Raw genomic sequence first — 25599 nt, 5'->3', positions numbered from 1 at the left:
CTCCCTCCAGGAAGCGAGCACGACCATGGCCGACAGCGCCGAGAAGAAGTCCGAGAAGCCGGAGAAGAAGGCGGACCACCGCTCCGGGAAGAGGCCCAGGCGGCGCTTCACCCGGCCACCCGTGTGGTGGCCACTGCCCGCCTGCGCCGTGCTGGGGCTCGCCGCGGGCGGGGCGTACGGGGTGCTCAAGGCCCCCGAGTACGCCGCGACCAGCTATGTCGTCGCCGTCCCCGACGACACCACCGAGCCCGCCACCGCCCTCGGCTTCGCGCAGGCGTACGCCCGTATCGCCACCAGCAGTTCCACCCTCGCCTACGCGCAGCCCCGCGCGGGCCTCACCGCGCGTCAGCTGCGTACCCAGGTGCGGGCCGAGACCTCCCCCGAGTCCCCGATGATCGCCATCACCGGGACCTCCACGAGCCCCGCCGAGGCCGCCGACATCGCCAACGCGGTCGCCGACGCCCTGTCGCTGAGCAGCAACCAGGCCGCCAAGAGCACCGGCGTCCAGCTGCTCCTCTTCAACCAGGCCGTGGCCCCCGCCGAGCCCGCCTCCCCGTCCGCCGCCATCAGCGGTGCCGTGGGGACGTGCGCCGGCGGGCTGCTCGGCGGCCTGTGGCTGCTGGCCCGGCCAGGCCGCGCGCGGCGCCCCGAGGGCGGCGTGGCCGCACCCGCCGCCGCTCCGGTGGCCCGGCCTGCCGCGGAGCACGTGGCCGCGGCCCCGGCCGAGGAGTACGCCACGCTCCCCGCGCAGGGTGAGCCGGCCGCGACCAAGGGGAAGGAGTCCGTTCGATGAGCTCGGGCTCCGCCGGCGCCCTGACGGTGACGCTGTGCCGCGACCCCCGGCAGTTCGCCGCGCTGGAGGAGCCGTGGAACCGGCTCGTCCGCGCCTGCCCCAGCGCCACCCCCTTCCAGAGCCACGCCTGGCTTCACTCCTGGTGGCTGACGTACGGCAAGGAAGGCCGGCTCCGGATCGTCCTCGTCCGGCGCGGCGGTGAACTGGTCGGCGCGGCCGCCCTGATGCTCGTGCACCGGCCGCTACCCCTGCTGGTGCCCCTCGGCGGTCGGATCACCGACTACTTCGACGTGCTGGTGGCCGCCGAACACGCCGGCCAGGTCGTCCCGGCGCTGGCCCACGGGCTGCACCGGGCGGCCCGCGGCGCGGTGGTCGACCTGCGGGAGGTCCGTCCCGGGGCCGCCGCCGAGGAGCTGTACCGGCAGTGGCCCGGGATCGGCAGCAGGCTAGCCGACTCCACGTGCATGGAGCTGCCGACCCTGCCGTTCGACGAACTGGTCAAGCGGATGCCCGCCTCCGGCGCCCAGCGGGTGCGGGCGAAGCTGCGCAAGACCGACGCGGCCGGGATCGAGGAGCACGAGGCCACCGAGCAGGAGGTACCGCGCGCGGTACGGAACCTGCTGCGGCTGCACGAGAAGCAGTGGCGCGGGCGGGGGGTGACGCCGGAGCACCTGCGGCCGCGCTTCGCCGAGCACCTGACCCGGGCCACCCGCCGGATGGTGCGGGCGGGAGAGGGCCGGCTGACGGAGTTCCGGCTGGACGGGAAGGTGGTGGCCGCCAACGTCACGCTGCTGTCGGCGGGACTGAGCGGCGGCTACCTCTACGGGGCGGACCCGGACCTGCGGGCGCGCAAGGTGGACGTGGCGACGCTGCTGCTGCGCCACGAGGCCGGCCGGGCGCTGGAGGAGGGCCGGCCCGTGGTCAGCTTCCTGCGGGGCAACGAGCCGTACAAGAACCACTGGCGGCCGGCGACGGTCGTCAACCAGCGCTTCCTGATGGCCACCAGCGCGCTCGCGCCCCTGCTGCGGCTGCACGAGTCGCAGGTGACGGGGCGCGAGCGGGCGGTGGACGCGCTGCGGGAGGCGCTGCCGGCCGCCAGGGACTGGCGGGCGCGGCTCAACGAACTGCGGGTGCGATGACCCGTGCAGGTCGTGTCCGCAAAGCCCCGCCGCGCCCGCCCTGCGGCCGGCCGGTGCTGCCTTGCGGACACCCGCTAGAAGGGCCAGAAGCCGGAGCCCTCCCCCAGGTCGATCTTGACGCAGACCGACTGCTTGCCGACGAGCTTGGACAGCCACTCGCCGAAGTTGATCGGTACGCACCACTGCATGCTGTTGAGCGGCGGCTGCTGCGGCAGCGGCTTGGCCGGCGTGGGCTGGGGCTTCGGCACTTCGGGGCTCGGGGTGCCGGGCTCCGGGACCTCGGGGCTCGGCTCGGGCTCCGGCTCCAGCGGGCTGGGGCTGGGGTCGACGGGTGTCGGGACCTCGGGGCTCGGCAGGACAGGGCTCGGTTCGGCCGTCGAGGGCTCGGGGAGCGGCGTCGGCACCTGCGGGGTCGGCACCTGGGGTGTGGGGACCTGTGGTGTGGGGACGGTCGGGGTCGGGACCTGGGGCGTGGGGACGGTCGGCGTCGGGACCTGCGGGGTCGGGACTGCCGGAGTCGGGACTTCGGGGGTCGGGACCTGGGGCGTCGGGATCTGCGGCGTGGGCACGGACGGCGTGGGAACGACCGGGGTGGGCACCACGGGGGTCGGCACCACGGGCGTGGGCACGACGGGCGTCGGCACGACGGGCGTCGGGATCACCGGGCCGGGCACCTCGGGCGTCAGCGCCGCCCGGAAGGCCTTCGTGGACTGCGGATTCTGCTTGCACTGCCACACGCCGTGCGGGCAGTAGTCGGTGATGGTGTGGTAGAGCGGCTTGTTCTGCTCGATCCACCGCAGCATGCGCCGTACGTACTCCGGGTTGTCCCCGCGCCGGAACAGCCCCCACTCCGGGTACGAGATCGCCTTGTGGTGCGCCCGCGCGAAGTCGACGTGCTTCTGGAGCCCGTACGGCTGGGAGATCTGGTCGTCGAAGGTCTGTCCGGGACCCTGGTCGTACGAATCCATGCCGATGATGTCGACGAAGTCGTCGCCCGGGTAGCACTTCGTCCAGCCGATCGCGTCCGTACCCCTGTTCGGCGCGAAGTCGAACTTGAACTTCTGGCCGGGCACGGCACGCATCACGTCGACGATGCGCCGCCAGTACACCTTCCAGTTCGCCGGGTCGGGGCGGCAGCGGTGGGTGTAGGTGACGCCGTTCATCTCCCAGCCGAGCACGATGACGGTGTCCGGGACACCCAGCGACACCAGCCGCTCGGCGAGCCTGCGGAAGTGCTCGTCGTACCAGCCCTGCGCGCCCGCCCGGATCAGCCGGGCCACCTGCTGGTCGGGTACCCGCGCCTCGTTGCGCGCCTGCATGGGCACGTTCAGGACGAACATCCGGTCGTCGTCCGCGCGACGCCACCGCGCCCAGTCCTCCAGGAAGGAGACCCGGCCCTCGATGCCGGCCCACTGGTCGCCGGGGAGGTAGGTGTGGCCGACCCGGATGTCCTTGCCGCCCAGCCAGCGCGAGAGGTACGGGATGCGGGCCACCCCCCTCGGCCCGTAGTCGAGATAGGCGCCCATGGCGATGCCGGAGTCTTCGGCACGGTTCTCGTCCGGCGCCGCGAGGGCGGCACCGGTGGCGAGCAGTCCGGCCGTGACCGTGCCGATGCAGGTGCTCGCCAGTCGGCGACTTGGTCTGGGCATGGCGTCTCCCGAGCTTTCCCGAATCGGTGTGCTTGCCAGAGACGTTAGGCATCACATCTGACGAACGGCCTGTTCGGTGACCGCCGCGTAGGCCATTAGCAGCTGAGCATCACCCCCGCTTGGTCCGACTAGGTGAAAGACACCGTTGCCATGCACGCGTTCGCCAACCATGTGCCCGCCGTTGTGCTCAGACTCGACCGCAATCCGTTCCACCACGGAACCCTCGGCGCCGTCAGATCCCTTGGCCGCAAAGGCGTCGAGGTCCATGCCGTCGTCGAGGCCGGGGGAGGTCCCATGGGGCGTTCGCGGTACCTGCGCGCCGCCCATCCCGGCCCTGCCGGGGGGCTGGACCCCGAGGCGCCCGAGGCCCTGCTGGAGTGCCTGACCGGGGTGTCGGAGCGGATCGGCCGCCCGGCCGTGCTCGTCGCGATGGACGACCTGAGCGCCATCGCCGTGTCCCGGCTCGCCCCGATGCTCCGCGACCGTTTCCGCATCCCCCATCAGCCCGACAACCTGCCCGCCCGCGTGGCCGACAAGGCCGAGCTGTCGCGGCTCTGTTCACGGTGGGACGTCCCCCACCCGCAGACCGTGGTCCCGGCGAGCGGAACGGATGCGGCGGAGGCCGCCTGGCGGCTGGGCCTGCCCGTGGTCGCCAAGTGGAGCCGGCCCTGGCTGCTGCCCACCGGGGCGGCCGGGCTGCGCAGCACCACACTCGTGCACACCACCGCCGAGGCGCGCCGGCTGTACGAGCGCTCCGCCGAGGCGGGGAGCAGGCTGCTGCTCCAGCGGTTCCTGCCGGCCGGCCCGGACACCGACTGGTTCTTCCACGGAGCCTTCGCCCGCGGCGGACGTCCGCTGCTCGCCGGTTCGGGCCGCAAGGAGCTGTCCTGGCCGGTGCGCACGGGCCTGACGGCGGTGGGGCGCTGGCTGCCGGACCCCGCGGTGGAGGAGGCGGGGCTGAAGCTCGCCGAACGCCTCGGCTACCAGGGGATCCTGGACCTGGACTTCCGCCGGGACGAGCGCGGGGTCTTCCGGCTGGTGGACTTCAACCCCCGCCCGGGCGCGCAGTTCAGGCTGTTCACGGACGCGGCCGGGCTGGACGTGGTCCAGGCGATGTACCTGGATCTGACGGGCCAACGGGTCCCGAAGCCCTCGGGCGCCACGGGCCGGGTGTTCGTCGCCGAGAACTACGCGCTGCTGGCGGCGGTCCGGGGCCGGTCCCTGCCGCGCCGCCGCCCGGCGGCGGACCCCGCGTCCCCCACGCCGGGACCCGCCGCCGAGCGGGGCCAGGTCGAGGCGGCCTGGTTCGCGGCCGACGACGTCCGGCCGTTCCTGGCCATGCTCGCGGCGTTCCTGGGACGCGGCGCGGCCAAGGGGGCGAGGGCTCTGCGGGGCGTCCCGGCGCAGGGCCGCCGCACCGCGCGCGCGGTCGTACGCGCGCCCCGGCAGCGCGGGCGGGAGCAGCCGGGGGTGACCTCCGCCGGGTCGGTGTCCCGCCCCGCGCCGCCGGAGGCTCCGGCCGAGCCGGACGAGCTGGTGAGCCGTTGACCGGGCGGGCCCGGCGGGCGGGGCCGGGCAGGTGACCCGCAGGTGACGATCGAGGTGGAGGAGCGGCCGTGACGCGGATCGACGATCTCGTGGTGATCGGCGCGGGCCCGTACGGGCTGTCGATCGCCGCGCACGCCGCCGGCGCGGGTCTGGGCGTCCGGCTGCTGGGGAGGCCCATGGCCTCGTGGCGCGACCACATGCCCGACGGCATGTACCTGAAGTCGGAACCGTGGTCGTCCAACCTGTCCGCGCCGGACGGCCGGCACACCCTCGCCGAGTACTGCGCCTCCCTCGGAACGGTCGCGGAACACGGCACTCCGCTGCCCATCGGCACGTTCAGCGCGTACGGGATGTGGTTCGCCCGGCACGCCGGGCCGGAGGTGGAGGAGGTGACCGTCACGGAGGTGACCCCGCGGGGCGACGGCTTCCGCGTCCGCACCGCCGAGGGACCGCCCCTGCTCGCCCGTACGGTCGCCGTCGCGGTCGGGGTGATGCCCTTCACCCAGTACCCCGAGGCGCTGCGCGGGCTCCCGCCCGGCCACTACTCGCACAGCAGCGGCCACCGGGACCTGTCCGGCTTCGCCGGCCGCGACGTCGCCGTGCTCGGTGCCGGGCAGGCGGCCCTGGAGACCGCCGCCCTGCTGGCCGAGCAGGGTTCCCGGCCGTGCCTGGTCGCCCGGCGCTCCCGGCTGAACTGGAACAGCGTCCCGCAGCCGCTGAGCAGGCCCCCGCTGCGCGCGCTGCGCGATCCGCACAGCGGACTCGGCACGGGCTGGCGCAGCTGGGTGTGGTCGGAGCTGCCCTGGGCGGTGCGCCGGCTGCCCGCGCACACCCGGGAGCGGATCGCGGCGACCGCGCTGGGCCCGGCCGGCGCCTGGTGGCTGCGGGACCGTTTCGAGCGGCGCGTGCCCGCGCTGCTCGGGCACCGGCTGCACCGGGCGGCGGCGGTGGGCGGACGGACCCGGCTCGGGCTGACCACACCCCAGGGCGAAGCGGTGGTCATGGACGTCGCCCACGTCATCGCGGCCACCGGCTTCGCCCCGGACCTGCACCGGCTGGAGATGCTCGACGCGGGGCTGCGCTCGGCGCTGACGACCGTCGGCGGCGGCAGGGCCCCGGAGCTGGGCCCGGCCTTCGAGTCCTCGTGGCCCGGGCTGTTCTTCGCGGGGCTGCTGGCGGCTCCCTCATTCGGCCCTTCCATGCGATTCGTGCACGGTGCGGGCTTCACGGCGGGGAGACTGGTGAGAGGAGTCCGCAAGCGCCTCGGTGCCCGGGGGCCGCGGCCGGGCTCCTCCGGTGCCGCCCGGCTCGTCCGGGCTGCTTCCCCCGGGCCGGGTCCGGGGGTACAACCCCCGGGGCATCCGAAGACGTACCTGCGGTGAGATCCGCGGGGAGAAGGGGTCCGTGATGAGCGCGGAGCGAGCACAGGGCCGCGGCTGGGTACGCATTCCCGCCAGCCGCGGCGAACAGTCCGCCACGGCCCGGACCGCCGGGCACGAGCGGCCCCCGTACGCGGCGCCGTATGCGGCCCCGTACGGGGCGGCGTCCGCCGGCGACCAGCCCACGATCTACCTTTCCGTCGTCAAGCGCTGGCGGGAGGCCGGGCGCACCCTTCCGGGGCATCCCGACGAGGAGTGGGAGCGGCTGATCTCCCAGCCGTGCTGGCCCGGCCGTTAGGGGGTGCGCAAGGTGGCAGCGGCGGAGCGCGACGGACCCGGCCCGGCCCGGCGGACCCCCGTGACCGACGCCGGGGAGCGGCTCGCGCTGAACGGCATGGGCAGCTTCGAGTGGGACCTGGGCTCGGGGACGGTGGCCCTGGACCCGGCCGCCATGGCGGTGTTCGACCTGGAGCCGGCGGAGTACGACGGCACCGCGGAGGGCGCCGCGCTGCGCGTGCGGCCCGAGGACGCGGCCCGGCTGCGCGATACCATCGCCGGTGTCCTGGCGGAGGGCGGGGAGACGTTCGGCGCGTACTTCACGGTGCACCGGCGCGACGGCCGCGACCAGTGGACGCACACCACGGGCCGGGTGGTGCGGGACGCCGGGGGCCAGGCGCTGCACATCGCCGGGATCGTCCGGGACGCGGCGGCGGAGCTGGCCCACGCGACGCTGCTGCGCAAGCTGGAGGCGGCGCGCGCGCAGCAGACGACGATCGTGCAGCGGACCACCGAGGCCCTGTCGCGGGCGGTGACCGTCGACGACGTCACGGCCGCGCTGACCGGGGCGGGCGCGCTGGAGCGGCTGGGGGCCGACGGGCTGGCCCTGGGGCTGGTCGAGGGCGGCACCATGAAGATCATCGCGTTGAGCGGTGAGTCCCTGGAGATCCTCAGTGAGCGCCGCTTCACCCGGATGGACGGGTCGCTGCCGCTCTCGCACGCCGTGCTGACCCGGCAGGCACGTTTCGTCACCTCGCTCACCGAACTCGGCGGCGAGTTCCCGCTCCTCGCGGAGTACCTGGGCCGCATCCGGTTCGACGCCGCCGCCTACCTGCCGCTGATCGCCCAGGCCAAGGCCATCGGCGGGCTGGTCCTCTTCTACCGGCACCGCGAGGAGTTCAGCCCGGAGGAGCGCAACCTGTGCCTGGGCCTGGCGGGCATCGTGGCCCAGTCGCTGCAGCGGGCGCTCCTCTTCGACCAGGAGCGGGAGTTCGCGACGGGCCTGCAGGCGGCCATGCTGCCGCGCCGGATCCCGGAGATCTCCGGCGGGGAGATCGCGGTCCGCTACCACGCCGCGTGGAGCGGGCGGGAGGTCGGCGGGGACTGGTACGACGTGATCGCGCTGCCCCGCAACCGGGTCGGCATCGTCGTGGGCGACGTACAGGGCCACGACACGCACGCGGCGGCCATCATGGGCCAGCTCCGGATCGCGCTGCGGGCGTACGCGGGGGAGGGCCATCCCCCGTCCACCGTGCTGGCGCGGGCCTCGCGCTTCCTCGCCGAGCTCGACACCGAGCGGTTCGCCACCTGCATGTACGCGCAGGTCGACCTAGAGACGGGCGGGGTGCGCGCCGTCCGCGCGGGACACCTCGGCCCGTTGATCCGCCACACGGACGGGCGAACGGGTTGGCCCAACGTGCGCGGCGGCCTGCCGCTGGGACTGGCCTCGGTCTTCGCGCAGGAGGAGTTCCCCGAGACCCAGCTCGACCTGGTCCCCGGCGAGACGCTGGTGCTGTGCACCGACGGCCTCGTGGAGGAGCCCGGTACGACCATCACCGCGGGCATGGACGCCCTCGCCCACGCGGTGCGCAGCGGCCCCCAGGGCGCGGGGGCGCTCGCCGACCACCTCTCGGACCGGCTGTGGGAGCGCTGGGGTTCCGGGGACGATGTCGCCCTGCTGGTGCTGCGCAGGGCCCCCGACCCCGGCACCCACCGGGCGCCGCGCATCCACCAGTACATCCACCAGGCCGACCCGGAGGGCCTCTCCGAGGCCCGCTACGCCCTGCGCCAGGCCCTGCGCGACTGGGGCGTGCCGGAGCTGGCCGACGACGTGGAGATCGCGGCGGGCGAGCTGCTGGTCAACGCCCTGCTGCACACCGACGGCGGAGCGGTGCTGACCATGGAGGTGCTGCCGGAGCCGGTGCGGCGGATCCGGCTGTGGGTCAAGGACCGCTCCAGCGTGTGGCCGCGCCGGCGCAGCCCGGGCGAGGCGGCCACCACGGGGCGCGGGCTGCTGCTGGTGGACGCCCTGGCCACGCACTGGGGCGTGGAGTCCCGGGGCGACGGCAAGGCGGTGTGGTGCGAGTTCGACGTCGGCGGCGGCGGCCGGCGCACGGCGTGAGCGGTCGGCCACGCCGAGTTGTGGGCGGCGGGGGCCGGGGTGATGATGCCGCCATGGAACGGAACGTGCTGTGCGCAGGCTGAACAAGGGCGCCGTGACCGGCATCCTCGCCGTGCTCCTGCTGGCCGCCGGGGTGCCGACGGTCGTGGACTGGACGACGGGGCGGCCGCACGCGGACCCCGGCTGCCAGGCGGTGGCCTTCATGTCGATGACGGGCGTCGCCCCCGAGTGCCGGTCCCGGTAGCGGGGGCTACCGGGATGGCGCGTGCCGCGTGTCCTGCACTGCTCAGTGCTCGCGGACCTCGACGTCCGCCGTGGCCTCGGCGACCGTGGCGACCGATTTCGGCATCAGGCCCGAGAGGCGGATCTCCTGGAGTTCGGCGGTGACCACCGCGTGGCCCGGGCGAACGTGCACCCAGCGGCCCGGGGCCGTTGCCACCCACCGGCGCTCCTTGCCGTCGCAGACGGGCTGCTCCGCGCCGATGCTCAGCTTGCCGCCCCCGTGCTCGACGGTCGCCTTGATCTGCATCGCCCCCGTGGGTGACGCCTGCTCGCAGTGGTACGAACCGGAAAGGGTGACGGTGCCGTCCGCCGCGACGTACGCGTGGTGATGTACGGAAATACCTTGGTCGAAAACGGTCGCGCCGGCCGGAGCGCCGAACAGCGTGGTGGCGGCCAGTGCGGAGAAGGCCGCCAGGGCCATTCGGCGGGCGGGGATGCGCATTCTTCCTCCAGGGGGTGCGGGCGGCGGGATTCCGCCGGAACGCATTGTGCTGGCAGGTGGCCGCGGGCACTCACTCCGCACACTCGTGTCGCTGGGTGCAATTGCCGGCCCGGGCGCGTGAAACTGGCCGAAATACGTGCCCGAAGGGATCTCGCATGCGCCAGCCCGCCCTACCCGCCCTCTCCGCCCTCCCAGCCCTCGCCCTCCTGTCGTCGCTGCTGTTCGGTGCCACCGCCTGCCAGGGCGTCCCCGACGGGGACGCCCTCGCCCCGGCCGCGGCGCCGGCCGTCCCGGTGGACGACGGGGCTCCGGGGGGCGAGGGCGCCCCGGTCCGGCCCGGGGCGGGGGATGCCCATGTGGGTGACGTCGTACGGGTGCACGGCACGCAGGTCGGCCGCCACCTGGAGGTCGTGCTCGGCGCCTTCGTGAACCCCGCGATCAGCGCGGACAAGCACTTCGCCCCGGCCGCCGGCAAGCGCTGGGTGGCCGCCTCGATGTCCTTCGTCAACGTGGGCGGTGCCTCGTACGGGGCGCTCGGACGCATGTGGGCGCACGACGGCGCGGGGCAGCGCCACCCGGTGGTGCCCACCGGTGAGCTGACGACCGGCAAACCGATCGTCTTCGATTCCCTGGAGGTCGGTGAGCGGGCAGAGGGGTGGGCCGTGTTCGAAATCCCGGAAAACGCGCGCATTGTGCGGCTCGAATACCAGGACGCGAACATCCGGGCGAATTCCGGAGAGGGATTCTGGGCGGTCTAGCCCGCCCGGGTGAAAGGCCGTGAAAGGCCCGGGCGCGCGACCACTAGGGTGCGGCGCATGACTTCTACTCAAGCCGAAATCGACCGGTCCCAGCTCGGCACCCTTTCGGTGCTCGCCTGGATCGGCGACCCCGCCGAGGCGCACGACATCCCGTACCTCCTCGCCTACACCCTGGGCGACGGCCCGGGTGGCCGGGAGGCCGGTGAGGCGGCAGCCCGCGGGCTGCTGGAGGAGATCGGCCTGCCCATCGGCGACGTCGTCATGGACGGCACCCGCAACCCGGCCGGCTTCCCCGTGCAGATCCTTCTGGAGGGCAACCAGATCGCGCTCACCCTGCCCGGGATGAACGCGCAGTGCACCGCCCCCGACGAGTGGGTCGCCGCGGCGGACGAGAGCGGGCAGGCGTACTTCCTCTTCGCCACGCGCGCCTGGCCCGAGGCGGTCCCGGGGCGGCCGGTCGACGCGAAGACCCTGCAGGCCTTCGCGGGCGACGAGGAGGTCCTCACGGGCAGCGCCCACTGCGTGCTGTCCGTGCGGCGCCTGCAGAAGTAGCCGCTCGCGCGCCGGGCGCCCGCCCCACCCGCTCCGGCCGCCGGGCTCCCAGCCAGCCCGGTGGCCGGGTCCCCCCTCCCCCGGGGGCGCCCCTCGGCGTCGCCCTTCAGGGCCGCTCGAAGGCGAACCTGAGCGAGCGCACCCGGTTGTCGAAGTTCGAGCCCGCCAGGTCCGGCAGGCCCACCGCGCGCAGCCCGACCGGCCGGGTCAGCAGCTCGCGGAAGAGCGCCTTCATCTCCACCCGGGCCAGGTGTGCGCCCAGGCAGAAGTGCGGCCCGCCGCCGCCGAAGCCCAGGTGCGGATTGGGCGAACGGGTGATGACGAAGGCGTCGGGGTCGGCGAAGACCGCCTCGTCGCGGTTGGCGGAGGCGTAGTAGAGGACCACCTTCTCGCCGGGCCGGAAGTCGCGTCCGCCCAGGGCGTGTTCGGCCACCACCGTCCGGCGGAACTGGATGATCGGCGTCGAGTGCCGGATCATCTCGTCCACCGCGCCGTCCGCGTACTTCTCGAAGTCCGACAGCAGCAGGTCCCGCTGGTCCGGGTGGTCGGTCAGCAGCGTCAGCCCGTGCGTGATGGCATTGCGGGTGGTCTCCACCCCGGCGACCATCAAGAGCGAGAAGAAGGCGCCGAGTTGGCGCGCGCCGAGGGCCTGGCCGTCCACGTTCGCACAGACCAGCGCCGAGATCAGGTCGTCGGTGGGGTGCTTGCGCCGCTCCCGGCCGATGCCCGCCACCATCCGCTGCATCCGGGCGAGGGCGCGCAGTCCGCGGCCGGGCATCCGCAGCCGGGAGGCCAGGCCGCGCTCCACGCCGATGTTCTCGGAGGCGTGGTTGACCCGGTCGGCGATCTCGGCGCGGTGGCGCTCGGGGATCCCCATCATGTTGCAGATGACCTCCAGCGGCAGCCGGGAGGCCACCGCCGAGACGAACTCGTCGGGCCGGTGGGCCAAGACGTCGTCCACGATGCGGGCCGCGACGGCGTGGATGTCGGCCTCGGCCGCCGCCAGCAGGCGCGGGGTGAAGGCCCGCTGGACGATCTTGCGCAACTGCGCGTGGTCCGGTCCGTCCAGATTGACCATCGAGTCCCCGAACAGGGCGCGGACCCAACGGGCCGGCTCGGGGGTGGTCACGCCGGGGGCGCTTGCGAAGACCTTGGGCAGCCGGCTGGCCTCCTGGACATGGGCGTGCCGGACGAGGGCCCAGTGCCCGGCCCCTTCGGGCACGAACACGGGGCCTTCGGCGGCGCGCAGGCGGGCGAAGGCGGCGAGCCGGTGGGCGGGCGGCTGCTGCCAGAAGCCTGGCTCGGCCAACTCCCGCCCGGGGTCGGTGCCGTGGCGTTGTGCCGGGAGTGTCATGGCCGGGCCTCCAGTCGATGCGGTTCGTCCTGCTCGTTCTGTGCTGGAGAACGGCGGCGGGGCCGCGGGAGTGACGGTCTGTCCCGCCGCCCCTGCCGCTAGGCCGTCGCGCCCGGCCGCTCGGCCAGGATCACGCCGACGGTGACCGCGACCACCCCGACGAGACCCGCGTAGAGGACGGCGTAGGCACCCGTCCAGGTGCAGGCGAGGGTGACCAGGGCGGCCACCGGCAGGACCAGCTGCTGGGCGATACCGCGCTTGAAGTGGCGCGAGTGCAGGAACCACACCATGAACAGGAAGGCCGCGGCCGGGACCGTGACGGCGGCGTTCGCCGAGACCTGGGAGATGTGCGCCTTGCCGACCGCGTGCTCGACCGCGACCTCGATGCCCGCACCGATCGCCGCACCGGACGCGAAGACCAGCAGGTGGCCGTAGCCCCACGGGATGGCCTCCCGGTTGGACGTCAGGTGCTCGTGCATCGGTACGGCGAAGTAGATCCACCACGCGGCGAAGACGATCAGCAGCCCGCCGGCGGCGATGGGGAGCAGCAGGCCGAGGGCCTCGTGCTCGTCGAGCGCCGACTTCACGGCCACCGTGCTCGCCGCGATCGTCTCGCCGAGCACGATGATGGTGAACAGTCCGTACCGTTCGACGATGTGGTGGGCGTGCCAGGGTGTCTGGTGGCCGCGCTCCGCGATCACCGGAACCATCAGCTCGGCCGCGACCAGCACCAGGAACAGCCACCCCTTGGCGTCGTCGGGTGCGAACAGCAGTGCCACCCAGCCGGCCTGGCAGACCACCAGCCCGGCCGCGTACTGCAGGGCCGCGGTGCGGGCGGCGCCGCTCTCCCCGGCGGCGGCCCGCAGCCACTGTGCCGTCAAAGCGACGCGCATGATGATGTAGCCGATGACGGCGACCGTCCAGTCCATCTCGTCGAAGGCCTCGGTGACCCCGGCCGCGTAGACGAGGACGCCGGCGATCTGGACCAGGGTCGCGATCCGGTACGGGACGTCGTCGCAGTCGTAGGCGGAGGCGAACCACGTGAAGTTCATCCACGCCCACCACACGCCGAAGAAGACGAAGAAGTAGCCGATCACCCCGGTCCCGGGATGGCCCTCCGCGAGCGCGTGCACGAGCCGGGCGCCGGCCTGGGCGATCGCGACGACGAAACAGAGGTCGAAGAACAGCTCCAGCGGTGTCGAGGTGCGGTGGTCCTCTTCGCGGCTGCGGGCGGTCATGGGGGAGTAGGCCATAGCGGCCAGAAGACCAGAGGAACCGGCTTCCGGCAGGTCGGGCGCGCTGTCCGGGCGCCGGCTGTGCCCCGGGCGGCCGCTGTGCCGCTGTGCCCCGGGCGCCGCCCGGACCAACGCGCCGCACAGGACGGGACCTTGTTCCGGCGAAGGCGCGGCAGCTCGGCGACTCCCGCCCCGAGATGACCCGGCAGCTCGGCTGCCCGGGCGCCGACCGGGGCTGAACCGGCCGGTGCGCCGAACGCTGTCCGCCGATCCGCCCGCCAGCGGATACGGCGATCCGCGGATCCGGCACACGGGCCCCGGCCCGGGCGCCGCCACCGAGCAGGAGCCGGAGCGGTCCTCGAAGCTCAACGCCCGTCCGGTGGCGGCCCTCACCGTCGTCGTCGCACAGCTCCGGGCGGGACCCGTCACGGTCGACGAGCGGATGGACGGCAACACCGGGGCGGCCTGGTGGGGAGCGGGATTCCCGCGCCTGTCGTTTCTCGTGGTGATCGGCCCGTGGCTCCTCGGCCCGAAGCACCGGTGATCATGGCCGGGCCGCCACCACCGGCGGCCGTACCCTGGAGGCATGAGCAGCACCCCCGCCTCCGACCCGCAGCCCCAGAGCCCCGCCCCCGAGGCCCGCCGGCCCAGGCCCAAGCCGCGGATCGACTTCGACGACCCGCTGGACCAGCAGTCGTCCGACGACACGGACCGCGGCTGGGGCGAGCGGCCGCCCACGGGCGGAAGTGCGGCCGACCTGGCCCGCTTCCTCGACGAGAAGCCACCGCACCACATCTGACCGGCCGGGGCGGCCGGCCCGGTCAGAACCCGTCGCGCGAACCCGCCTGGCCGCCGACACCGCCGCCCGCGCGCTGCGCGACCAGGGTGTCGCGGATCTCCTTGAGGACCTCCAGCTCGGTGATCTCGACGATCTCCTGGGCCCCTTCGCGGGCCTTGCGGCGCTCCTCCTGACGCGCCAGGTACTTCGCCATCGGCAGCACCATGAGGAAGTACACGACCGCAGCGGTGATCACGAAGGTCAGCGTGGCGTTCAGCACCGACCCCCAGAGGATCTCGACCCCGGTCGGCTGGCCGTCGGGGCCGATGGCGCAAGGCGACTTCAGACAGGACTTGTAGCCGTCCAGGCTCTTCGTGCCCACCGCGCCCACCACCGGGCTGATGATCCCCTTGACCACCGCGTTCACGATGTTCGTGAACGCGGCGCCGATCACCACGGCCACCGCCAGGTCGACCACGTTGCCGCGCATCAGGAAGGCCTTGAAGCCCGCCAGCACGCTTTCCCTCTTCTCGCTCATCGCTGAGCCCTTCTTCACAGGAGCCGAACACGGAGCCAACGGTTCCGAAAGTTACGGCAGTCCGGGCGCGGTGTGTCCAATCGGCCGTCACTTTGAGGTGAATTGACCGATCGTGCGTGCAGGTCAGCACAACGTCACCGCCAGTCGCGTCAGCGCGCCCGCCCCCACCAGGGCCCGTGCGGTTTCCCGCGGCACGGACAGGACGACCAGCGCCCCGCCGTCCCCGACACCCTGCTCCGCGACGGGGACTTCGGCGACCCTGGCCCCCGCCGCCACCACCCTGGGCGGCTGCGCCCGCTCCGCCGCGACCACGTCCACCCGGTCCCCGGGCCGCAGCAGCCGCACCGTAGCGGCATCCGCGATGCGCACGGGCGCCGAGACCATCCGCACCGCCGCCGGCGGCGGTTTCACCACGGGAGGCGGCGCGCCCCGAGAGGCCTGTGCCTCGGTGCCCCCCACGGCCAGTGCCGCCGCCACGACGGCCAGGGCGGCCGAGACGGCCCGCCGCCGACGCCGCACGGCCCGGCGCAGCCGGCCCGACCCGCGGCCCACCCGCAGCGGCGGGAACGGCGGGACGGGACGCAGGGGAGGACAGGTGGTTGAGGTCGCGCACCCGGAGAGGGAGCGGGAAGGCAGGCCCGCAGGGGCTGCCGGGGCCGGGGCCACGGCCGGGGCCGGGGCCGCGCAGGAGGACCGGGGGGAGGCTGCGGAAGAGGACGAAGACGTCGCGGACGTACGGGACATGACGAGCACCACCAGACGCAGTGAGTTCCTGTGCCCGGACCCACCGCCCGGACACACCCCACGATCCGGCCTCCCCCCGGATCCCGCTCACGCCTGTGGACGGTCCCCAGCCTGTGGAAAACCCCCTCACCCCCCGGAGTGACGGACCCCGGCCCCCGAGGCCTCGCCCGCGGCCTTCCGGACCTGCCGCAGCGCGGCCACCGGGTCGGCCGCCCGCGCGACCGACCGGCCCACCACGACGTGCGACGCCCCGGCCGCGAAGGCCGCCCCGGGCGTCCCAGGCCGGGCGTGCCCGCCCAGGTGCACGCCCGCCCCGCCCTCCGCGGGCCCCAGCGTCACTCCCGGCGTCACGATCAGCGGCTGCGGCCCCAGCAGCGCACGCAGCGGCCCGGCCTCGCGCGGTGAGGCGATGACGCCGTCGCAGCCCGCGCCCATCGCCAGCCGGGCCAGCCGCAGCACCTGCTCCTCGGCGCCCGCCCCGACGCCGATGTCGGCGAGATCGGTTGCGGTCATGCTGGTGACCACCGTCAGCGCGAGCACCCGCAGCCGCGGAAACTCCCGGGCCGCCTCCACCGCCGCGGCCATGATCCCCGTACCGCCCATGCCGTGCACCGTGACCATCGACGCGCCCAACGCGCCCGCGGCCCGGACGGCGCCCGCCACCGAGTTCGGGATCTCGAACAGCTTCAGGTCGAGGAAGACCTCGCGCCCCCGCGCGACCAGGTCCCGCGCGAGTCCGGGGCCCGCGGCGGTCAGCAGCTCCAGGCCGATCTTGTAGGAGCCGCACGCGTCCCCGAGGCGCTCCACGAGCACCTCGGCGGACCGTCGGTCGGCGAAGTCGAGAGCCACGATGACCCGGTCGTCGCCGGCGCGGCCGGAAGAACCGCAAGATGCGGAGAAGTCGGTGTTCACGCCGTCATTGTCGGCGTCACCGGCCCCCGGCAGGCAGCTGGCAGGACTCCGAGAAGCCCTGGCTGGTCAGGCCGAAGGCGCTGTTGACGCGCGAGCGCCAGTTCTCCAGCGCGACCACCGCCGTGAGTTCGACGAACGCCGCCTCCCCGAGCCGCGCGACCAGTGCCGCGGCGAGCTCGTCCGTGACCGCCGGCTCGGTCTCGGTCATGGCCTCGGCGTACTCCATGACCAGCTGCTCCAGCTCACTGAACATCTCGGGGGCCTCCCGCCACTGCGGCACCCGCTCGATCTTCTCCGCCCCCATCCCCTGCTGACGGCCTTCCCAGTAGCCGAAGTCCAGGCACCACGAGCAGTTGATGCGGGCCGCCGCCGCCATCACGGCGAGGTGCTTCAGACCGGCGTCCAGCGCGTTCCACTTCGCCGCCCGCTGTTCCAGGCGGACGTACGAGAACAGCACGCGCGCGTTGTGCCCGTAGGCCTGGCCGGGGTCGAGCACCTTGCCGTAGGTGCGTCGCGAGTACCAGGCACCGATGCGCGTCAGCAGGGTGCGGGGCCGGGTGAGCGAGATACGAGGCACGACTGTCATCTCCCGGAGCTGTCTGTCCCGACTGGGCCTTCACAGAGGAAGACAGGACAGCCGTCCCGGATGTGACAGCCCACGACCGGGCGCGCCGGCCGCCCCGGCCGGCCCGGCTCCGGACTACGGAAGCTCGATGCCCAGGTCCCAGCCGTCGTGCGCGTGCGTGCACAGGCAGTCGCGGGTCTCCGCGGGCGGCAGCGCCGCCACCGCGTCGAAGAGGACCTCGCGCAGGCGTCCGACGTTCTCGCCGAACACCTTCAGCACCTCCGTGTGGGAGACGCCCTCGCCGGTCTCGGCACCCGCGTCCAGGTCTGTGACCAGCGCCATCGAGGTGTAGCAGAGCCCCAGCTCACGGGCGAGGACCGCCTCCGGGTGACCCGTCATGCCGATCACCGACCAGCCCGCCGAGGCGTACCAGCGGGACTCGGCGCGCGTGGAGAAGCGCGGCCCCTCCACGACGACCATGGTGCCGCCGTCGACCGGCTCCCAGTCCCGCCCGCGGGCCGCGGCCACCGCCACCGACCGGCCCACCGGGCAGTACGGGTCGGCGAAGGTGGTGTGCACGACGTTCGGGACGCTCCCGTCCGGCAGCGGAACCCCGTCGAAGAAGGTCTGTGCGCGGCTCTGCGTACGGTCGACCAGCTGGTCGGGAACGAGCAGCGTGCCCGGCCCGTACTCGGCCCGCAAGCCCCCGACCGCGCACGGGCCGAGCACCTGGCGGACACCGACCGAGCGCAGGGCCCAGAGGTTCGCCCGGTAGTTGATCCTGTGCGGCGGGACCGTGTGGCTGCGCCCGTGCCGGGGCAGGAAGGCCACCGACCGGCCGGCCAGCTCGCCCACGTACAGGGAGTCGCTCGGAGGCCCGTACGGGGTCTCCACCTGGACCTCCGAGACGTCCTCCAGGAAGGAGTAGAAGCCCGAGCCGCCGATGACACCGATCTCTGCGTTCACCATGCCGCTCACCCTAACCGGGCATGCCTGAGGCCCCGCTGCCCGGTGGGGCGGGCGGGGCCTCGGGAAGGAGCGGTCAGGCGGCCGACGTGGAGCTGCTGCTCGTGCTCGACGACGTCGAGGAGGACGACGCGGCGGGAGCGGCGGCGGTCGACGTCGAGGACGACGACGAGCTGGAGGCGGGCTTCGAGGCAGGGGTGCTGCTCGACGAGGCGCCACGGCTGTCGTTCCGGTAGAAACCGGAGCCCTTGAAGACGATGCCGACCGCGGAGAACACCTTCTTCAGGCGTCCGTCGCAGTTCGGGCACACGGTCAGCGCGTCATCGGTGAACTTCTGCACGGCCTCAAGGCCCTCACCGCACTCGGTGCACTGGTACTGGTAGGTCGGCACGAATTTCCTCCTGGCACTCTCACTCAATGAGTGCTAACGACGCTCCATGGTGACGCATTCCGGCGGATCAGTCCACCGCCACCGGCACGCGGTGACCCATCCCACGCTCGTTCACCCGGTTACGGGGGGCCTGCGAGGGGGTGGCGGCGGGGGTGGCCCCGACCGTGACGGCAGCGGCGGCCGCGGCCTCGCCGTCCGGCGCGGACGAGTTCACGATCCGGCTCGGGGCCTTCGGGGCGAGCTTCGCCCGCAGCGCCAGCAGGGTGGCCAGCGCCAGCGCGGTGGCCGCCATCGGCACCAGGAAGCCGTACGAGGACCCGTGCGCGTCCGTCAGGCGGCCGGCCAGGATGACCGCTACGGCCTGCCCGAAGGCGATCGAACCGGTCAGCCAGGTGAAGGCCTCGGTCCGGGCGTTCGCGGGGATCAGCTGCTCGACCATCGTGTAGCCGGTGATCAGGGCGGGGGCGATGAACAGGCCGACGACCAGGCCGAGCGCGCCCAGCAGGATCACCGAGTTCGCGGCCCACAGGACGGACGCGGCGGCGGTGAGGCCGATGTAGCCCAGGATCAGCCGTCGGCGCGGGCCGATCTTCCACGCGACGGCGCCCATGGCGATGCCCGCGATCATGTTGCCGGCCGCGAAGACGCCGTACAGCAGGCCGTTGGCGCCGGGGTTGCCGATCTCGTTGGAGAAGGCGGCGAGCGAGACCTGCATGCCGCCGAAGACGGCGCCGATCCCGAGGAAGGCGAAGATCAGGACGCGCAGACCCGGGTATGACAGTGCGAACGCGCGCTTCTCGCCGGTGGCCGACGGGGCGTGCGTCGTGGGTTGGGAGGCCCGCCGGGCCGCGAAGAGCAGACCGCCGAGCAGGGTCAGCGTGGCCTCGGTGACCAGGCCGGCCGCCGGGTGGACACCGGTGCACAGCGCGGTCGCCAGGACCGGGCCGACGACGAAGGTGAACTCGTCGGTGACGGACTCGAAGGCGGCGGCCGTCGGCAGCAGCGGCGAGCCCTCCAGCCTGGCGGCCCAGCGCGCCCGGACCATCGGTCCGACCTGCGGGACCGAGGCGCCGGCCGGGATCGCGGCCAGCGCCAGGAGCCAGACGTCGGCGTCGGCCAGCGCCAGGGCGGCGAGGCCGGTGACGGCGGCGGCGTGCGCGAGGACGACGGGCACGAGCACGGCGCTCTGGCCGAACCGGTCGGTGAAGATGCCCATCAGCGGGGCGGAGAGGGCCATCGAGATGCCGGTGACGGCGGCGACGATGCCGGCGCTGCCGTAGGAGCCGGTGGTGTGCTGGACCAGGAGCAGGATGCTGATGGTCAGCATGCCGAAGGGGAGCCGGGCTGCGAAGCCGGGGAGTACGAAGCCGAGGGCGCCCGGCGTGCGCAGGAGCTGCCCGTAGCCGGGGCGGGCGGACTTGTCGGTCGTGACCGCGGATGTCACGGCCTTGCCTTTCCGCTGCCTGGTAGAGCATCCCCGTCTGCGGACGGTGCCGTGCTTTGTGAGCGGTCGCACCCGTACGTGTTGGGAGCCCCGAGAGCTGTCCTCTTGCGCATAACCGAGTGATACCTGGGCGCCCACTGCGGGGGGTGCCACGGCCGCTTTGCGGTCGCGCCAGCTCTGCGTCAGGCAGAGTTGGTTCGATCTGTTGTGCCTTCATCGTACAGGGGAACCCGTTATCACGCCCTGTGATTGTGCCGACAACCCGTGTCTTCACCTGCGATTAACGAGAGCTTCGCATTCAAAAAACCGCATATGTCCGCATAGGGGCGGGCAGATCTCGCCGAATCCGGCCGATTAGAACGCCGCTCTAATGCGGCGCGGATCCGTTGCCGGTCCCCAGCCAGCCCGCCAGCTTGCCGCCCCGGGCCACCGCCCGCAGCCGTGCCTCCGCCGCGTCCCGGACCGGGTCCGTGGCCACCACGAGCAGTTCGTCCCCGTGCTGCAGCACCGTCGTCGGCGCCGGTACGAAGCTCTTGCCGTCCCGGACGACCAGCGTGACCGAGGCCCCGGGCGGCAGCCGCAGCTCGCTCACCTCGACGCCGTGCATCCGCGAGGCCGACGGGATGGCGAAGGACAGCAGGTGCCCGCGCAGCTTCTCCAGCGGCGCCGACTCGATGCCGAGGTCGGACGCGGTCTCCATGCCCTGCCCGAGGTCCAGCTTGCGCGCCAGCCAGGGCAGGGTCGGCCCCTGCACCAGGGTGTAGACGACGACCAGCACGAAGACGATGTTGAAGACGCGGTCGCTGCCCTCGATCCCGGACACCATCGGGATGGTCGCCAGGATGATGGGCACGGCGCCGCGCAGGCCCGCCCACGACATCAGGACCTGCTCCTGCCACGGGATCCGGAAGGGCAGCAGGCTGAGGAAGACCTCCAGGGGCCGCGCCACCATCGTCAGCACCAGGCCGATGACGACCGCGGGCCAGAAGTCGCGGACCAGCTCGTGCGGGGTGACCAGCAGGCCCAGCAGTACGAACATGCCGATCTGGGCGATCCAGCCGAGCCCGTCGGCGAAGCCGCGCGTGGCCGGCCAGTGCGGGAGCTTGGCGTTGCCCAGGAGCATCGCCGCCAGGTAGACCGCGAGGAATCCGGAGCCGTGCGCCATCGCGCCGGCCGCGTACGCCACGATCGCGATGGCCATCACGGCGATCGGGTAGAGGCCGGAGGCGGGCAGTGCCACGTGCCGCAGGCCGTAGGCGCCGAGGAAGCCCACGGCCAGGCCGATCGCGGCGCCGATGGCGAGTTCCAGGGCGATCTTGCCCAGCAGGACGTACCAGTCGTCCACCGGGCCGACCGTGGAGAAGGCCACCACCAGGATGACGACGGGTGCGTCGTTGAAGCCGGACTCGGCCTCCAGGACGCCCGTGATCCTGGAGGGCAGCGGGACCTTGCGCAGCACGGAGAAGACGGCCGCCGCGTCCGTCGAGGAGACGACCGCGCCGATCAGCAGCGCCTGGCGCCACTCCAGCCCCACGAGGTAGTGCGCCCCCGCCGCCGTCACGCCCACGCTGATCGCCACGCCCACCAGTGACAGCATGATCGCGGCCGGCAGCGCCGGTCTGATCTCTTTCCACTTGGTGCCCAGACCACCCTCGGCGAGGATCACGACGAGGGCGGCGTAGCCGATGACCTGGGTCAGCTCGGCGTTGTCGAAGACGACGTTCCCGATGCCGTCCTGGCCTATGGCGACGCCTATGCCGAGGTAGATGAGCAGGCTGGGCAGGCCGCTGCGTGACGAGACCCGCACCGCGGCCACGGCGACGAGCAGTACGAGCGAGCAGACCAGCAGGAGCTCATTGAGCGTGTGCACAGTCAGCGGGCGGCCCTCCTCAATGCGCCCGGCGGATCGATCCTCCCGGCGACAAGTTCGGCAAGTAGTTCGTTACCTTACCTAATCTTTGACGCGCCCTTTACGCGATAACCACATTGTGAAACGGCTGTCCGCCCCTGTCCTCGGGACCGCCGGAGCCGCCGGTAGATCGTTTTCCGGCCGCCTCCGGGACCGTCGCGGAATACAGGCCCTCCACACGGCCTCCACCCCTGGCGGATCAACGGAGTCGGTCCTGCGCCTATGGTTGCTCCCAGCACTCCCAGGACCACCCTGCCCCTCTAAGGACAGCGATGCCCGCCAACGAAACCGCTCCTCCCGTCAAGAAGAAGGGACGACGCGCCCGTCTGATCGTGCTCGTACTGGTCCTGGGACTCGTCGCGGGCCTCGGCTACGGGGCGTACTGGAGCGTGGACGGCGTGCGCGCCTCCTTCCCCCAGACGACCGGCTCCCTCGACGTGCCCGGCCTGACCGGGACGGTCGAGGTGAAGCGCGACGCCAACGGCATTCCCCAGCTCTACGCGGACAACGACGGCGACCTCTTCCGCGCGCAGGGCTTCGTGCACGCGCAGGACCGCTTCTGGGAGATGGACGTACGCCGCCACATGACCTCGGGGCGGCTCTCGGAGATGTTCGGCGCCGGCCAGGTCGAGACCGACGCCTTCCTGCGCACGCTGGGCTGGCGCCAGGTCGCGCAGGAGGAGTACGACACCAAGCTCTCCGCCGAGACGAAGAAGAACCTGCAGTCCTACGCCGACGGGGTCAACGCGTACCTGAAGGGGAAGTCCGGCAAGGACCTCTCCGTCGAGCACGCCGCCCTGGGGCTCAGCGACGGCTACGCCCCCGAGAAGTGGTCGCCGGTGGACTCGGTGGCCTGGCTCAAGGCGATGGCCTGGGACCTGCGCGGCAACATGCAGGACGAGATCGACCGCGCGCTGATGACCGGCAAGCTCTCGCAGGCGCAGATCGCCGAGCTCTACCCGCCGTACCCCTTTGACCGGAACAAGCCGGTCGTCGAGGGCGGCAAGGTCGACGGCGGGAAGTACACCCCCCAGGGCCAGACCGGGAACTCCGGCAGCGGCTCCGGCAGCGGCTCGGGCAGCGGCTCCGGATCCGGCAGCGGCTCGGGCGGCGGCCCCGCCGCGTCCCAGGCCTCCACCGCCGCGGGTGCCGGCGACCCCACCGGCCTCGCCGGCAACGCCACCGCCCAGGGCGCGACCGTGGGCCTGCGCACCCAGCTGAGCGCCCTGGCCGACACCCTGGAGAAGGTGCCCGCGATCCTCGGCCCCAACGGCAGCGGCATCGGCTCGAACTCCTGGGTCATTTCGGGCAAGTACACGACCACCGGCAAGCCGCTGCTCGCCAACGACCCGCACCTGTCGCCGCAACTGCCCTCGGTCTGGTACCAGATGGGCCTGCACTGCCGCACCGTCTCGGCCCAGTGCAAGTACGACGTGGCCGGCTTCACCTTCTCCGGCATGCCCGGCGTGGTCATCGGCCACAACGCCGACATCGCCTGGGGCATGACCAACCTCGGCGCCGATGTCACCGACCTCTACCTGGAGCAGATCAAGCCCGAGGGCTACGTCTACGACAACCGGGTGATCCCCTTCGGCCTGCGCGAAGAGGTCATCAAGGTCGCGGGCGGCGCCAGCAAGAAGATCACGGTCCGCACCACCAACAACGGCCCGCTCGTCTCCGACCGCAGCGAGGAGCTCGGTACGGTCGGCACCCGCGCCCCCGTGGACGTCTCCGCCCCCGACCGCGGCGACGGCTACGCCATCGCCCTGCGCTGGACCGCGCTGGACCCGGGCAGGACCATGGACGCGGTCTTCAAGCTCGACCAGGCCAAGAACTTCGACGACTTCCGCAAGGCGGCCGCCGACTTCGACGTCCCCTCGCAGAACCTGATCTACGCCGACAACAGGGGCCAGAGCGGCAACATCGGCTACCAGGCCCCCGGCCGCATCCCGGTCCGCGGCCAGGGCGACGGCCGGATGCCCGCCCCGGGCTGGGACTCCAAGTACGCCTGGAAGGGCGGCCGGGACGGCAACACCGGCTACATCCCGCAGAACGAGCTCCCCTGGGACCAGAACCCCTCGCGCGGCTACATCGTCACCGCGAACCAGGCCGTCGCGGAGGGCGGGACCGGCGCGGGCAAGTACCCGCACCTGCTGACCACCGACTGGGGCTACGGCGCCCGCAGCCAGCGGATCAACGACCTCATCGAGGCGAAGATCAAGGACGGCGGCAAGATCTCGACCGACGACATGCGCACCATGCAGATGGACAACAGCAGCGAGATCGCCGCGCTCCTGACCCCGATGCTGTCGAAGATCCAGATCTCGGACCCGGGCGTGCGCGCCGCACAGAAGCTGCTGGACGGCTGGAACTACACGCAGGAGTCCGACTCGGCGGCCGCGGCCTACTTCAACGCGGTCTGGCGCAACATCCTCAAGCTGTCCTTCGGCGACAAGATGCCCAAGGAGCTGCGCATCGAGGGCAGCTGCATGAACGTCCTCGGCAACGGCACCGGCCCGGCCGACGACCTGTCCAAGACGGTCCGCGAGTGCGGCACCCGTGACGCGGACTCGGCGCAGCCCGACGGCGGCGACCGCTGGTTCGAGGTGGTCCGCCGCCTGGTCAAGGACGAGAAGTCGGCCTGGTGGAGCGCGCCCGCCAAGGGCCTGAACAAGCCGGCCACCACCACCCGCGACGAGCTGTTCGCGCGGGCCATGGCGGACGCCCGCTGGGAGCTGACCGCCAAGCTCGGCAAGGACCAGTCCACCTGGAGCTGGGGCCGGCTGCACCAGCTGAACCTGAAGAACCAGACGATCGGCACCGAGGGCCCCGGCTTCATGCAGTGGCTCCTCAATCGCGGCCCGTGGAACGTGGGCGGCGGCGAGGCGACCGTCAACGCCACCGGCTGGAACGCCTCCAGCGGCTACGGGGTCACGTGGGTGCCGTCGATGCGGATGGTCGTCAACCTCAACGACCTCGACAAGTCCCGCTGGATCAACCTCACGGGCGCCTCGGGCCACGCGTACAACTCCCACTACACGGACCAGACGCACATGTGGGCCAAGGGCGAGCTGCTGGAGTGGCCCTTCGGCAAGGACGCCGTCGACAAGGCCACGGTCGACACCCTGACCCTCAGGCCGGCCGCCTCATGAGCTGAAGCGGCGCACCCCCGAGGGGGTGGCCACCGCCTGTACGGGGTGGTCGTGCGGTTCCTCCGGGACCCGCGCGACCACCTCGTCGTCGTAGAGGAGCACGACCAGCGCCGGATGCGCCCCGGCCCGCTCCAGCCGCTGGAGCACCCGGTCGTAACTGCCTCCGCCGCGGCCCAGCCGCATGCCGCGCCCGTCCACCGCGAGCCCGGGCAGCAGCACGGCGTCGGCCCCCGTCACCGCGTCCGGGCCGAGCGCCGGGCCGGACGGCTCCAGCAGCCGCATCCTGCCCGGGTGCGCCACCTCGGCGAGGCTGCCCGGGCCCTCGTACGCCGCCCAGTCGAGGTCGTTGTCGGGCAGCAGGAGGGGCAGCAGCACCCGCTTTCCGGCCGCGCGCAGGGCGTCGAGGAGTGCGCGGGTACCGGGCTCGCCGCCGACCGAGACGTACGCCGCGACCGTGTGCGCACCGGCCAGTTCGGGCAGTTCGAGAGCGGTCACGGCGAGCGCCGCGGCCGCCGTGCTGCGGGCGTCGGGGGACAAGGCGCGACGGGCCGCGAGGAGTTCCCGGCGCAGCTCGGACTTGGCGGACGCCGTGGGCGGTTTCTCTGCCACGAGAATCAAATTTCCTTCGAATCAGGGCATATATGGACCTACTGACCGCGGACTCGTCGGGC

The 25599-nt window shown here is 73.0% G+C and carries 26 protein-coding genes; 12 read left to right on the top strand and 14 right to left on the bottom strand.

What is annotated here, in order from left to right; genetic code table 11:
* The first annotated feature begins 25 nt into the window (after positions 1-25).
* Positions 26-793: a YveK family protein gene (locus ACZ3X1_RS19425; protein WP_467280559.1), complete on the top strand. Its 768-nt coding sequence runs from the start codon at positions 26-28 to the stop codon at positions 791-793.
* Positions 790-1932, top strand: a complete 1143-nt coding sequence (locus ACZ3X1_RS19420; protein ID WP_390076453.1) for a GNAT family N-acetyltransferase — start codon at positions 790-792, stop codon at positions 1930-1932. Before ACZ3X1_RS19425 ends, ACZ3X1_RS19420 begins: the two co-directional genes overlap by 4 nt.
* A gap of 74 nt (positions 1933-2006) precedes the next feature.
* Here ACZ3X1_RS19420 and ACZ3X1_RS19415 read toward each other — a convergent pair whose 3' ends face one another.
* Positions 2007-3581, bottom strand: a complete 1575-nt coding sequence (locus ACZ3X1_RS19415; protein WP_467280390.1) for a glycoside hydrolase family 26 protein — start codon at positions 3579-3581, stop codon at positions 2007-2009.
* A 51-nt stretch (positions 3582-3632) separates the two neighbouring features.
* On the bottom strand, positions 3633-3848 hold the full coding sequence (locus tag ACZ3X1_RS19410; protein WP_356811848.1) for a hypothetical protein: 216 nt from the start codon (positions 3846-3848) through the stop codon (positions 3633-3635).
* Between the two features lie 27 nt (positions 3849-3875).
* On the opposite strand from ACZ3X1_RS19410, the gene ACZ3X1_RS19405 reads away from it, so the two are divergent.
* The 5 genes from ACZ3X1_RS19405 to ACZ3X1_RS19385 all read left to right on the top strand — a co-directional run bounded on the left by ACZ3X1_RS19405 (position 3876) and on the right by ACZ3X1_RS19385 (position 9150).
* Positions 3876-5129, top strand: a complete 1254-nt coding sequence (locus ACZ3X1_RS19405; RefSeq protein WP_467280387.1) for a carboxylate--amine ligase — start codon at positions 3876-3878, stop codon at positions 5127-5129.
* Positions 5130-5206: 77 nt separating this feature from the next.
* Positions 5207-6511 (top strand): NAD(P)-binding domain-containing protein, encoded by a 1305-nt coding sequence (locus ACZ3X1_RS19400; RefSeq protein ID WP_467280558.1) that lies wholly within the window; start codon positions 5207-5209, stop codon positions 6509-6511.
* Between the two features lie 25 nt (positions 6512-6536).
* Positions 6537-6806, top strand: coding sequence for a hypothetical protein (locus ACZ3X1_RS19395; protein WP_356811850.1), 270 nt, complete (start codon positions 6537-6539; stop codon positions 6804-6806).
* 12 nt (positions 6807-6818) lie between these two features.
* On the top strand, positions 6819-8906 hold the full coding sequence (locus tag ACZ3X1_RS19390; protein WP_467280386.1) for a SpoIIE family protein phosphatase: 2088 nt from the start codon (positions 6819-6821) through the stop codon (positions 8904-8906).
* 70 nt (positions 8907-8976) lie between these two features.
* Positions 8977-9150, top strand: coding sequence for a hypothetical protein (locus ACZ3X1_RS19385; protein ID WP_356811851.1), 174 nt, complete (start codon positions 8977-8979; stop codon positions 9148-9150).
* Between the two features lie 42 nt (positions 9151-9192).
* Here ACZ3X1_RS19385 and ACZ3X1_RS19380 read toward each other — a convergent pair whose 3' ends face one another.
* A complete protein-coding gene (locus ACZ3X1_RS19380) occupies positions 9193-9630 on the bottom strand; it encodes a DUF6299 family protein (RefSeq protein ID WP_467280385.1) in 438 nt (145 codons plus the stop codon).
* A gap of 155 nt (positions 9631-9785) precedes the next feature.
* On the opposite strand from ACZ3X1_RS19380, the gene ACZ3X1_RS19375 reads away from it, so the two are divergent.
* Positions 9786-10388 (top strand): DUF4352 domain-containing protein, encoded by a 603-nt coding sequence (locus tag ACZ3X1_RS19375; protein WP_356811853.1) that lies wholly within the window; start codon positions 9786-9788, stop codon positions 10386-10388.
* 57 nt (positions 10389-10445) lie between these two features.
* Positions 10446-10940 (top strand): DUF5949 family protein, encoded by a 495-nt coding sequence (locus ACZ3X1_RS19370; RefSeq protein WP_356811854.1) that lies wholly within the window; start codon positions 10446-10448, stop codon positions 10938-10940.
* 106 nt (positions 10941-11046) lie between these two features.
* Here the strand turns inward: ACZ3X1_RS19370 and ACZ3X1_RS19365 are convergent, their stop codons facing one another.
* Together ACZ3X1_RS19365 and ACZ3X1_RS19360 are read right to left on the bottom strand one after the other, a co-directional pair.
* Entirely contained in the window at positions 11047-12294 is a 1248-nt protein-coding gene (locus ACZ3X1_RS19365; RefSeq protein WP_467280384.1) for a cytochrome P450, read from the bottom strand.
* Positions 12295-12392: 98 nt separating this feature from the next.
* Positions 12393-13547 carry a low temperature requirement protein A gene (locus ACZ3X1_RS19360; RefSeq protein ID WP_467280383.1) on the bottom strand — a complete coding sequence of 385 codons (1155 nt, stop codon included), beginning with the start codon at positions 13545-13547 and terminating at the stop codon, positions 12393-12395.
* A 196-nt stretch (positions 13548-13743) separates the two neighbouring features.
* Between ACZ3X1_RS19360 and ACZ3X1_RS19355 the strand changes: the two genes are divergently transcribed.
* Positions 13744-14073, top strand: coding sequence for a hypothetical protein (locus ACZ3X1_RS19355; protein WP_467280557.1), 330 nt, complete (start codon positions 13744-13746; stop codon positions 14071-14073).
* A 42-nt stretch (positions 14074-14115) separates the two neighbouring features.
* A complete protein-coding gene (locus ACZ3X1_RS19350; RefSeq protein ID WP_356811857.1) occupies positions 14116-14328 on the top strand; it encodes a hypothetical protein in 213 nt (70 codons plus the stop codon).
* Between the two features lie 22 nt (positions 14329-14350).
* Here ACZ3X1_RS19350 and mscL read toward each other — a convergent pair whose 3' ends face one another.
* From mscL to ACZ3X1_RS19310, 8 genes are all read right to left on the bottom strand, one after another.
* Positions 14351-14845, bottom strand: a complete 495-nt coding sequence (gene mscL / locus ACZ3X1_RS19345) for a large conductance mechanosensitive channel protein MscL (RefSeq protein ID WP_362625529.1) — start codon at positions 14843-14845, stop codon at positions 14351-14353.
* A 123-nt stretch (positions 14846-14968) separates the two neighbouring features.
* Complete coding sequence (locus tag ACZ3X1_RS19340; protein WP_390076466.1) at positions 14969-15589, bottom strand: hypothetical protein; 621 nt, start codon at positions 15587-15589, stop codon at positions 14969-14971.
* A gap of 126 nt (positions 15590-15715) precedes the next feature.
* Positions 15716-16501: an orotidine-5'-phosphate decarboxylase gene (gene pyrF / locus ACZ3X1_RS19335; RefSeq protein WP_467280382.1), complete on the bottom strand. Its 786-nt coding sequence runs from the start codon at positions 16499-16501 to the stop codon at positions 15716-15718.
* Positions 16502-16517: 16 nt separating this feature from the next.
* Positions 16518-17078: a carboxymuconolactone decarboxylase family protein gene (locus tag ACZ3X1_RS19330; RefSeq protein WP_467280381.1), complete on the bottom strand. Its 561-nt coding sequence runs from the start codon at positions 17076-17078 to the stop codon at positions 16518-16520.
* 123 nt (positions 17079-17201) lie between these two features.
* Positions 17202-18035: an S-methyl-5'-thioadenosine phosphorylase gene (locus ACZ3X1_RS19325; protein WP_356811861.1), complete on the bottom strand. Its 834-nt coding sequence runs from the start codon at positions 18033-18035 to the stop codon at positions 17202-17204.
* A 73-nt stretch (positions 18036-18108) separates the two neighbouring features.
* The gene (locus ACZ3X1_RS19320) at positions 18109-18423 is read right to left on the bottom strand and encodes an FmdB family zinc ribbon protein (RefSeq protein ID WP_030662497.1); all 315 of its coding nucleotides are present in this window, start codon (positions 18421-18423) and stop codon (positions 18109-18111) included.
* Positions 18424-18490: 67 nt separating this feature from the next.
* The gene (locus ACZ3X1_RS19315) at positions 18491-19867 is read right to left on the bottom strand and encodes an MFS transporter (RefSeq protein ID WP_467280380.1); all 1377 of its coding nucleotides are present in this window, start codon (positions 19865-19867) and stop codon (positions 18491-18493) included.
* A gap of 367 nt (positions 19868-20234) precedes the next feature.
* A complete protein-coding gene (locus ACZ3X1_RS19310; protein ID WP_356811864.1) occupies positions 20235-21737 on the bottom strand; it encodes a potassium/proton antiporter in 1503 nt (500 codons plus the stop codon).
* A gap of 311 nt (positions 21738-22048) precedes the next feature.
* Here ACZ3X1_RS19310 and ACZ3X1_RS19305 point away from each other — a divergent pair, with 311 nt between their 5' ends.
* Positions 22049-24928, top strand: coding sequence for a penicillin acylase family protein (locus tag ACZ3X1_RS19305; protein ID WP_390076472.1), 2880 nt, complete (start codon positions 22049-22051; stop codon positions 24926-24928).
* Here ACZ3X1_RS19305 and ACZ3X1_RS19300 read toward each other — a convergent pair.
* Positions 24923-25537 (bottom strand): 5-formyltetrahydrofolate cyclo-ligase, encoded by a 615-nt coding sequence (locus ACZ3X1_RS19300; RefSeq protein WP_467280379.1) that lies wholly within the window; start codon positions 25535-25537, stop codon positions 24923-24925. The genes ACZ3X1_RS19305 and ACZ3X1_RS19300 overlap by 6 nt on opposite strands.
* Positions 25538-25599: the final 62 nt, after the last annotated feature.

It is taken from the genome of Streptomyces sp. NPDC023541 (assembly GCF_055559995.1).
The sequence above is the reverse complement of the archived record's forward strand: the minus strand, read 5'-3'. Positions and strand labels throughout refer to the sequence as shown.

Excerpts from the sequence above, each read along its gene's own strand:
- ACZ3X1_RS19305 (WP_390076472.1), top strand. The coding sequence starts at position 22,049 with ATGCCCGCCAACGAAACCGCTCCTCCCGTCAAGAAGAAGGGACGACGC.
- ACZ3X1_RS19350 (WP_356811857.1), top strand. The coding sequence starts at position 14,116 with ATGAGCAGCACCCCCGCCTCCGACCCGCAGCCCCAGAGCCCCGCCCCC.
- ACZ3X1_RS19410 (WP_356811848.1), bottom strand. The coding sequence starts at position 3,848 with ATGGACCTCGACGCCTTTGCGGCCAAGGGATCTGACGGCGCCGAGGGT.
- mscL (WP_362625529.1), bottom strand. The coding sequence starts at position 14,845 with ATGAGCGAGAAGAGGGAAAGCGTGCTGGCGGGCTTCAAGGCCTTCCTG.
- ACZ3X1_RS19380 (WP_467280385.1), bottom strand. The coding sequence starts at position 9,630 with ATGCGCATCCCCGCCCGCCGAATGGCCCTGGCGGCCTTCTCCGCACTG.
- ACZ3X1_RS19420 (WP_390076453.1), top strand. The coding sequence starts at position 790 with ATGAGCTCGGGCTCCGCCGGCGCCCTGACGGTGACGCTGTGCCGCGAC.
- ACZ3X1_RS19360 (WP_467280383.1), bottom strand. The coding sequence starts at position 13,547 with ATGGCCTACTCCCCCATGACCGCCCGCAGCCGCGAAGAGGACCACCGC.
- ACZ3X1_RS19405 (WP_467280387.1), top strand. The coding sequence starts at position 3,876 with ATGGGGCGTTCGCGGTACCTGCGCGCCGCCCATCCCGGCCCTGCCGGG.
- ACZ3X1_RS19425 (WP_467280559.1), top strand. The coding sequence starts at position 26 with ATGGCCGACAGCGCCGAGAAGAAGTCCGAGAAGCCGGAGAAGAAGGCG.
- ACZ3X1_RS19370 (WP_356811854.1), top strand. The coding sequence starts at position 10,446 with ATGACTTCTACTCAAGCCGAAATCGACCGGTCCCAGCTCGGCACCCTT.
- ACZ3X1_RS19415 (WP_467280390.1), bottom strand. The coding sequence starts at position 3,581 with ATGCCCAGACCAAGTCGCCGACTGGCGAGCACCTGCATCGGCACGGTC.
- ACZ3X1_RS19395 (WP_356811850.1), top strand. The coding sequence starts at position 6,537 with ATGAGCGCGGAGCGAGCACAGGGCCGCGGCTGGGTACGCATTCCCGCC.
- ACZ3X1_RS19340 (WP_390076466.1), bottom strand. The coding sequence starts at position 15,589 with ATGTCCCGTACGTCCGCGACGTCTTCGTCCTCTTCCGCAGCCTCCCCC.
- ACZ3X1_RS19375 (WP_356811853.1), top strand. The coding sequence starts at position 9,786 with ATGCGCCAGCCCGCCCTACCCGCCCTCTCCGCCCTCCCAGCCCTCGCC.
- ACZ3X1_RS19365 (WP_467280384.1), bottom strand. The coding sequence starts at position 12,294 with ATGACACTCCCGGCACAACGCCACGGCACCGACCCCGGGCGGGAGTTG.
- ACZ3X1_RS19325 (WP_356811861.1), bottom strand. The coding sequence starts at position 18,035 with ATGGTGAACGCAGAGATCGGTGTCATCGGCGGCTCGGGCTTCTACTCC.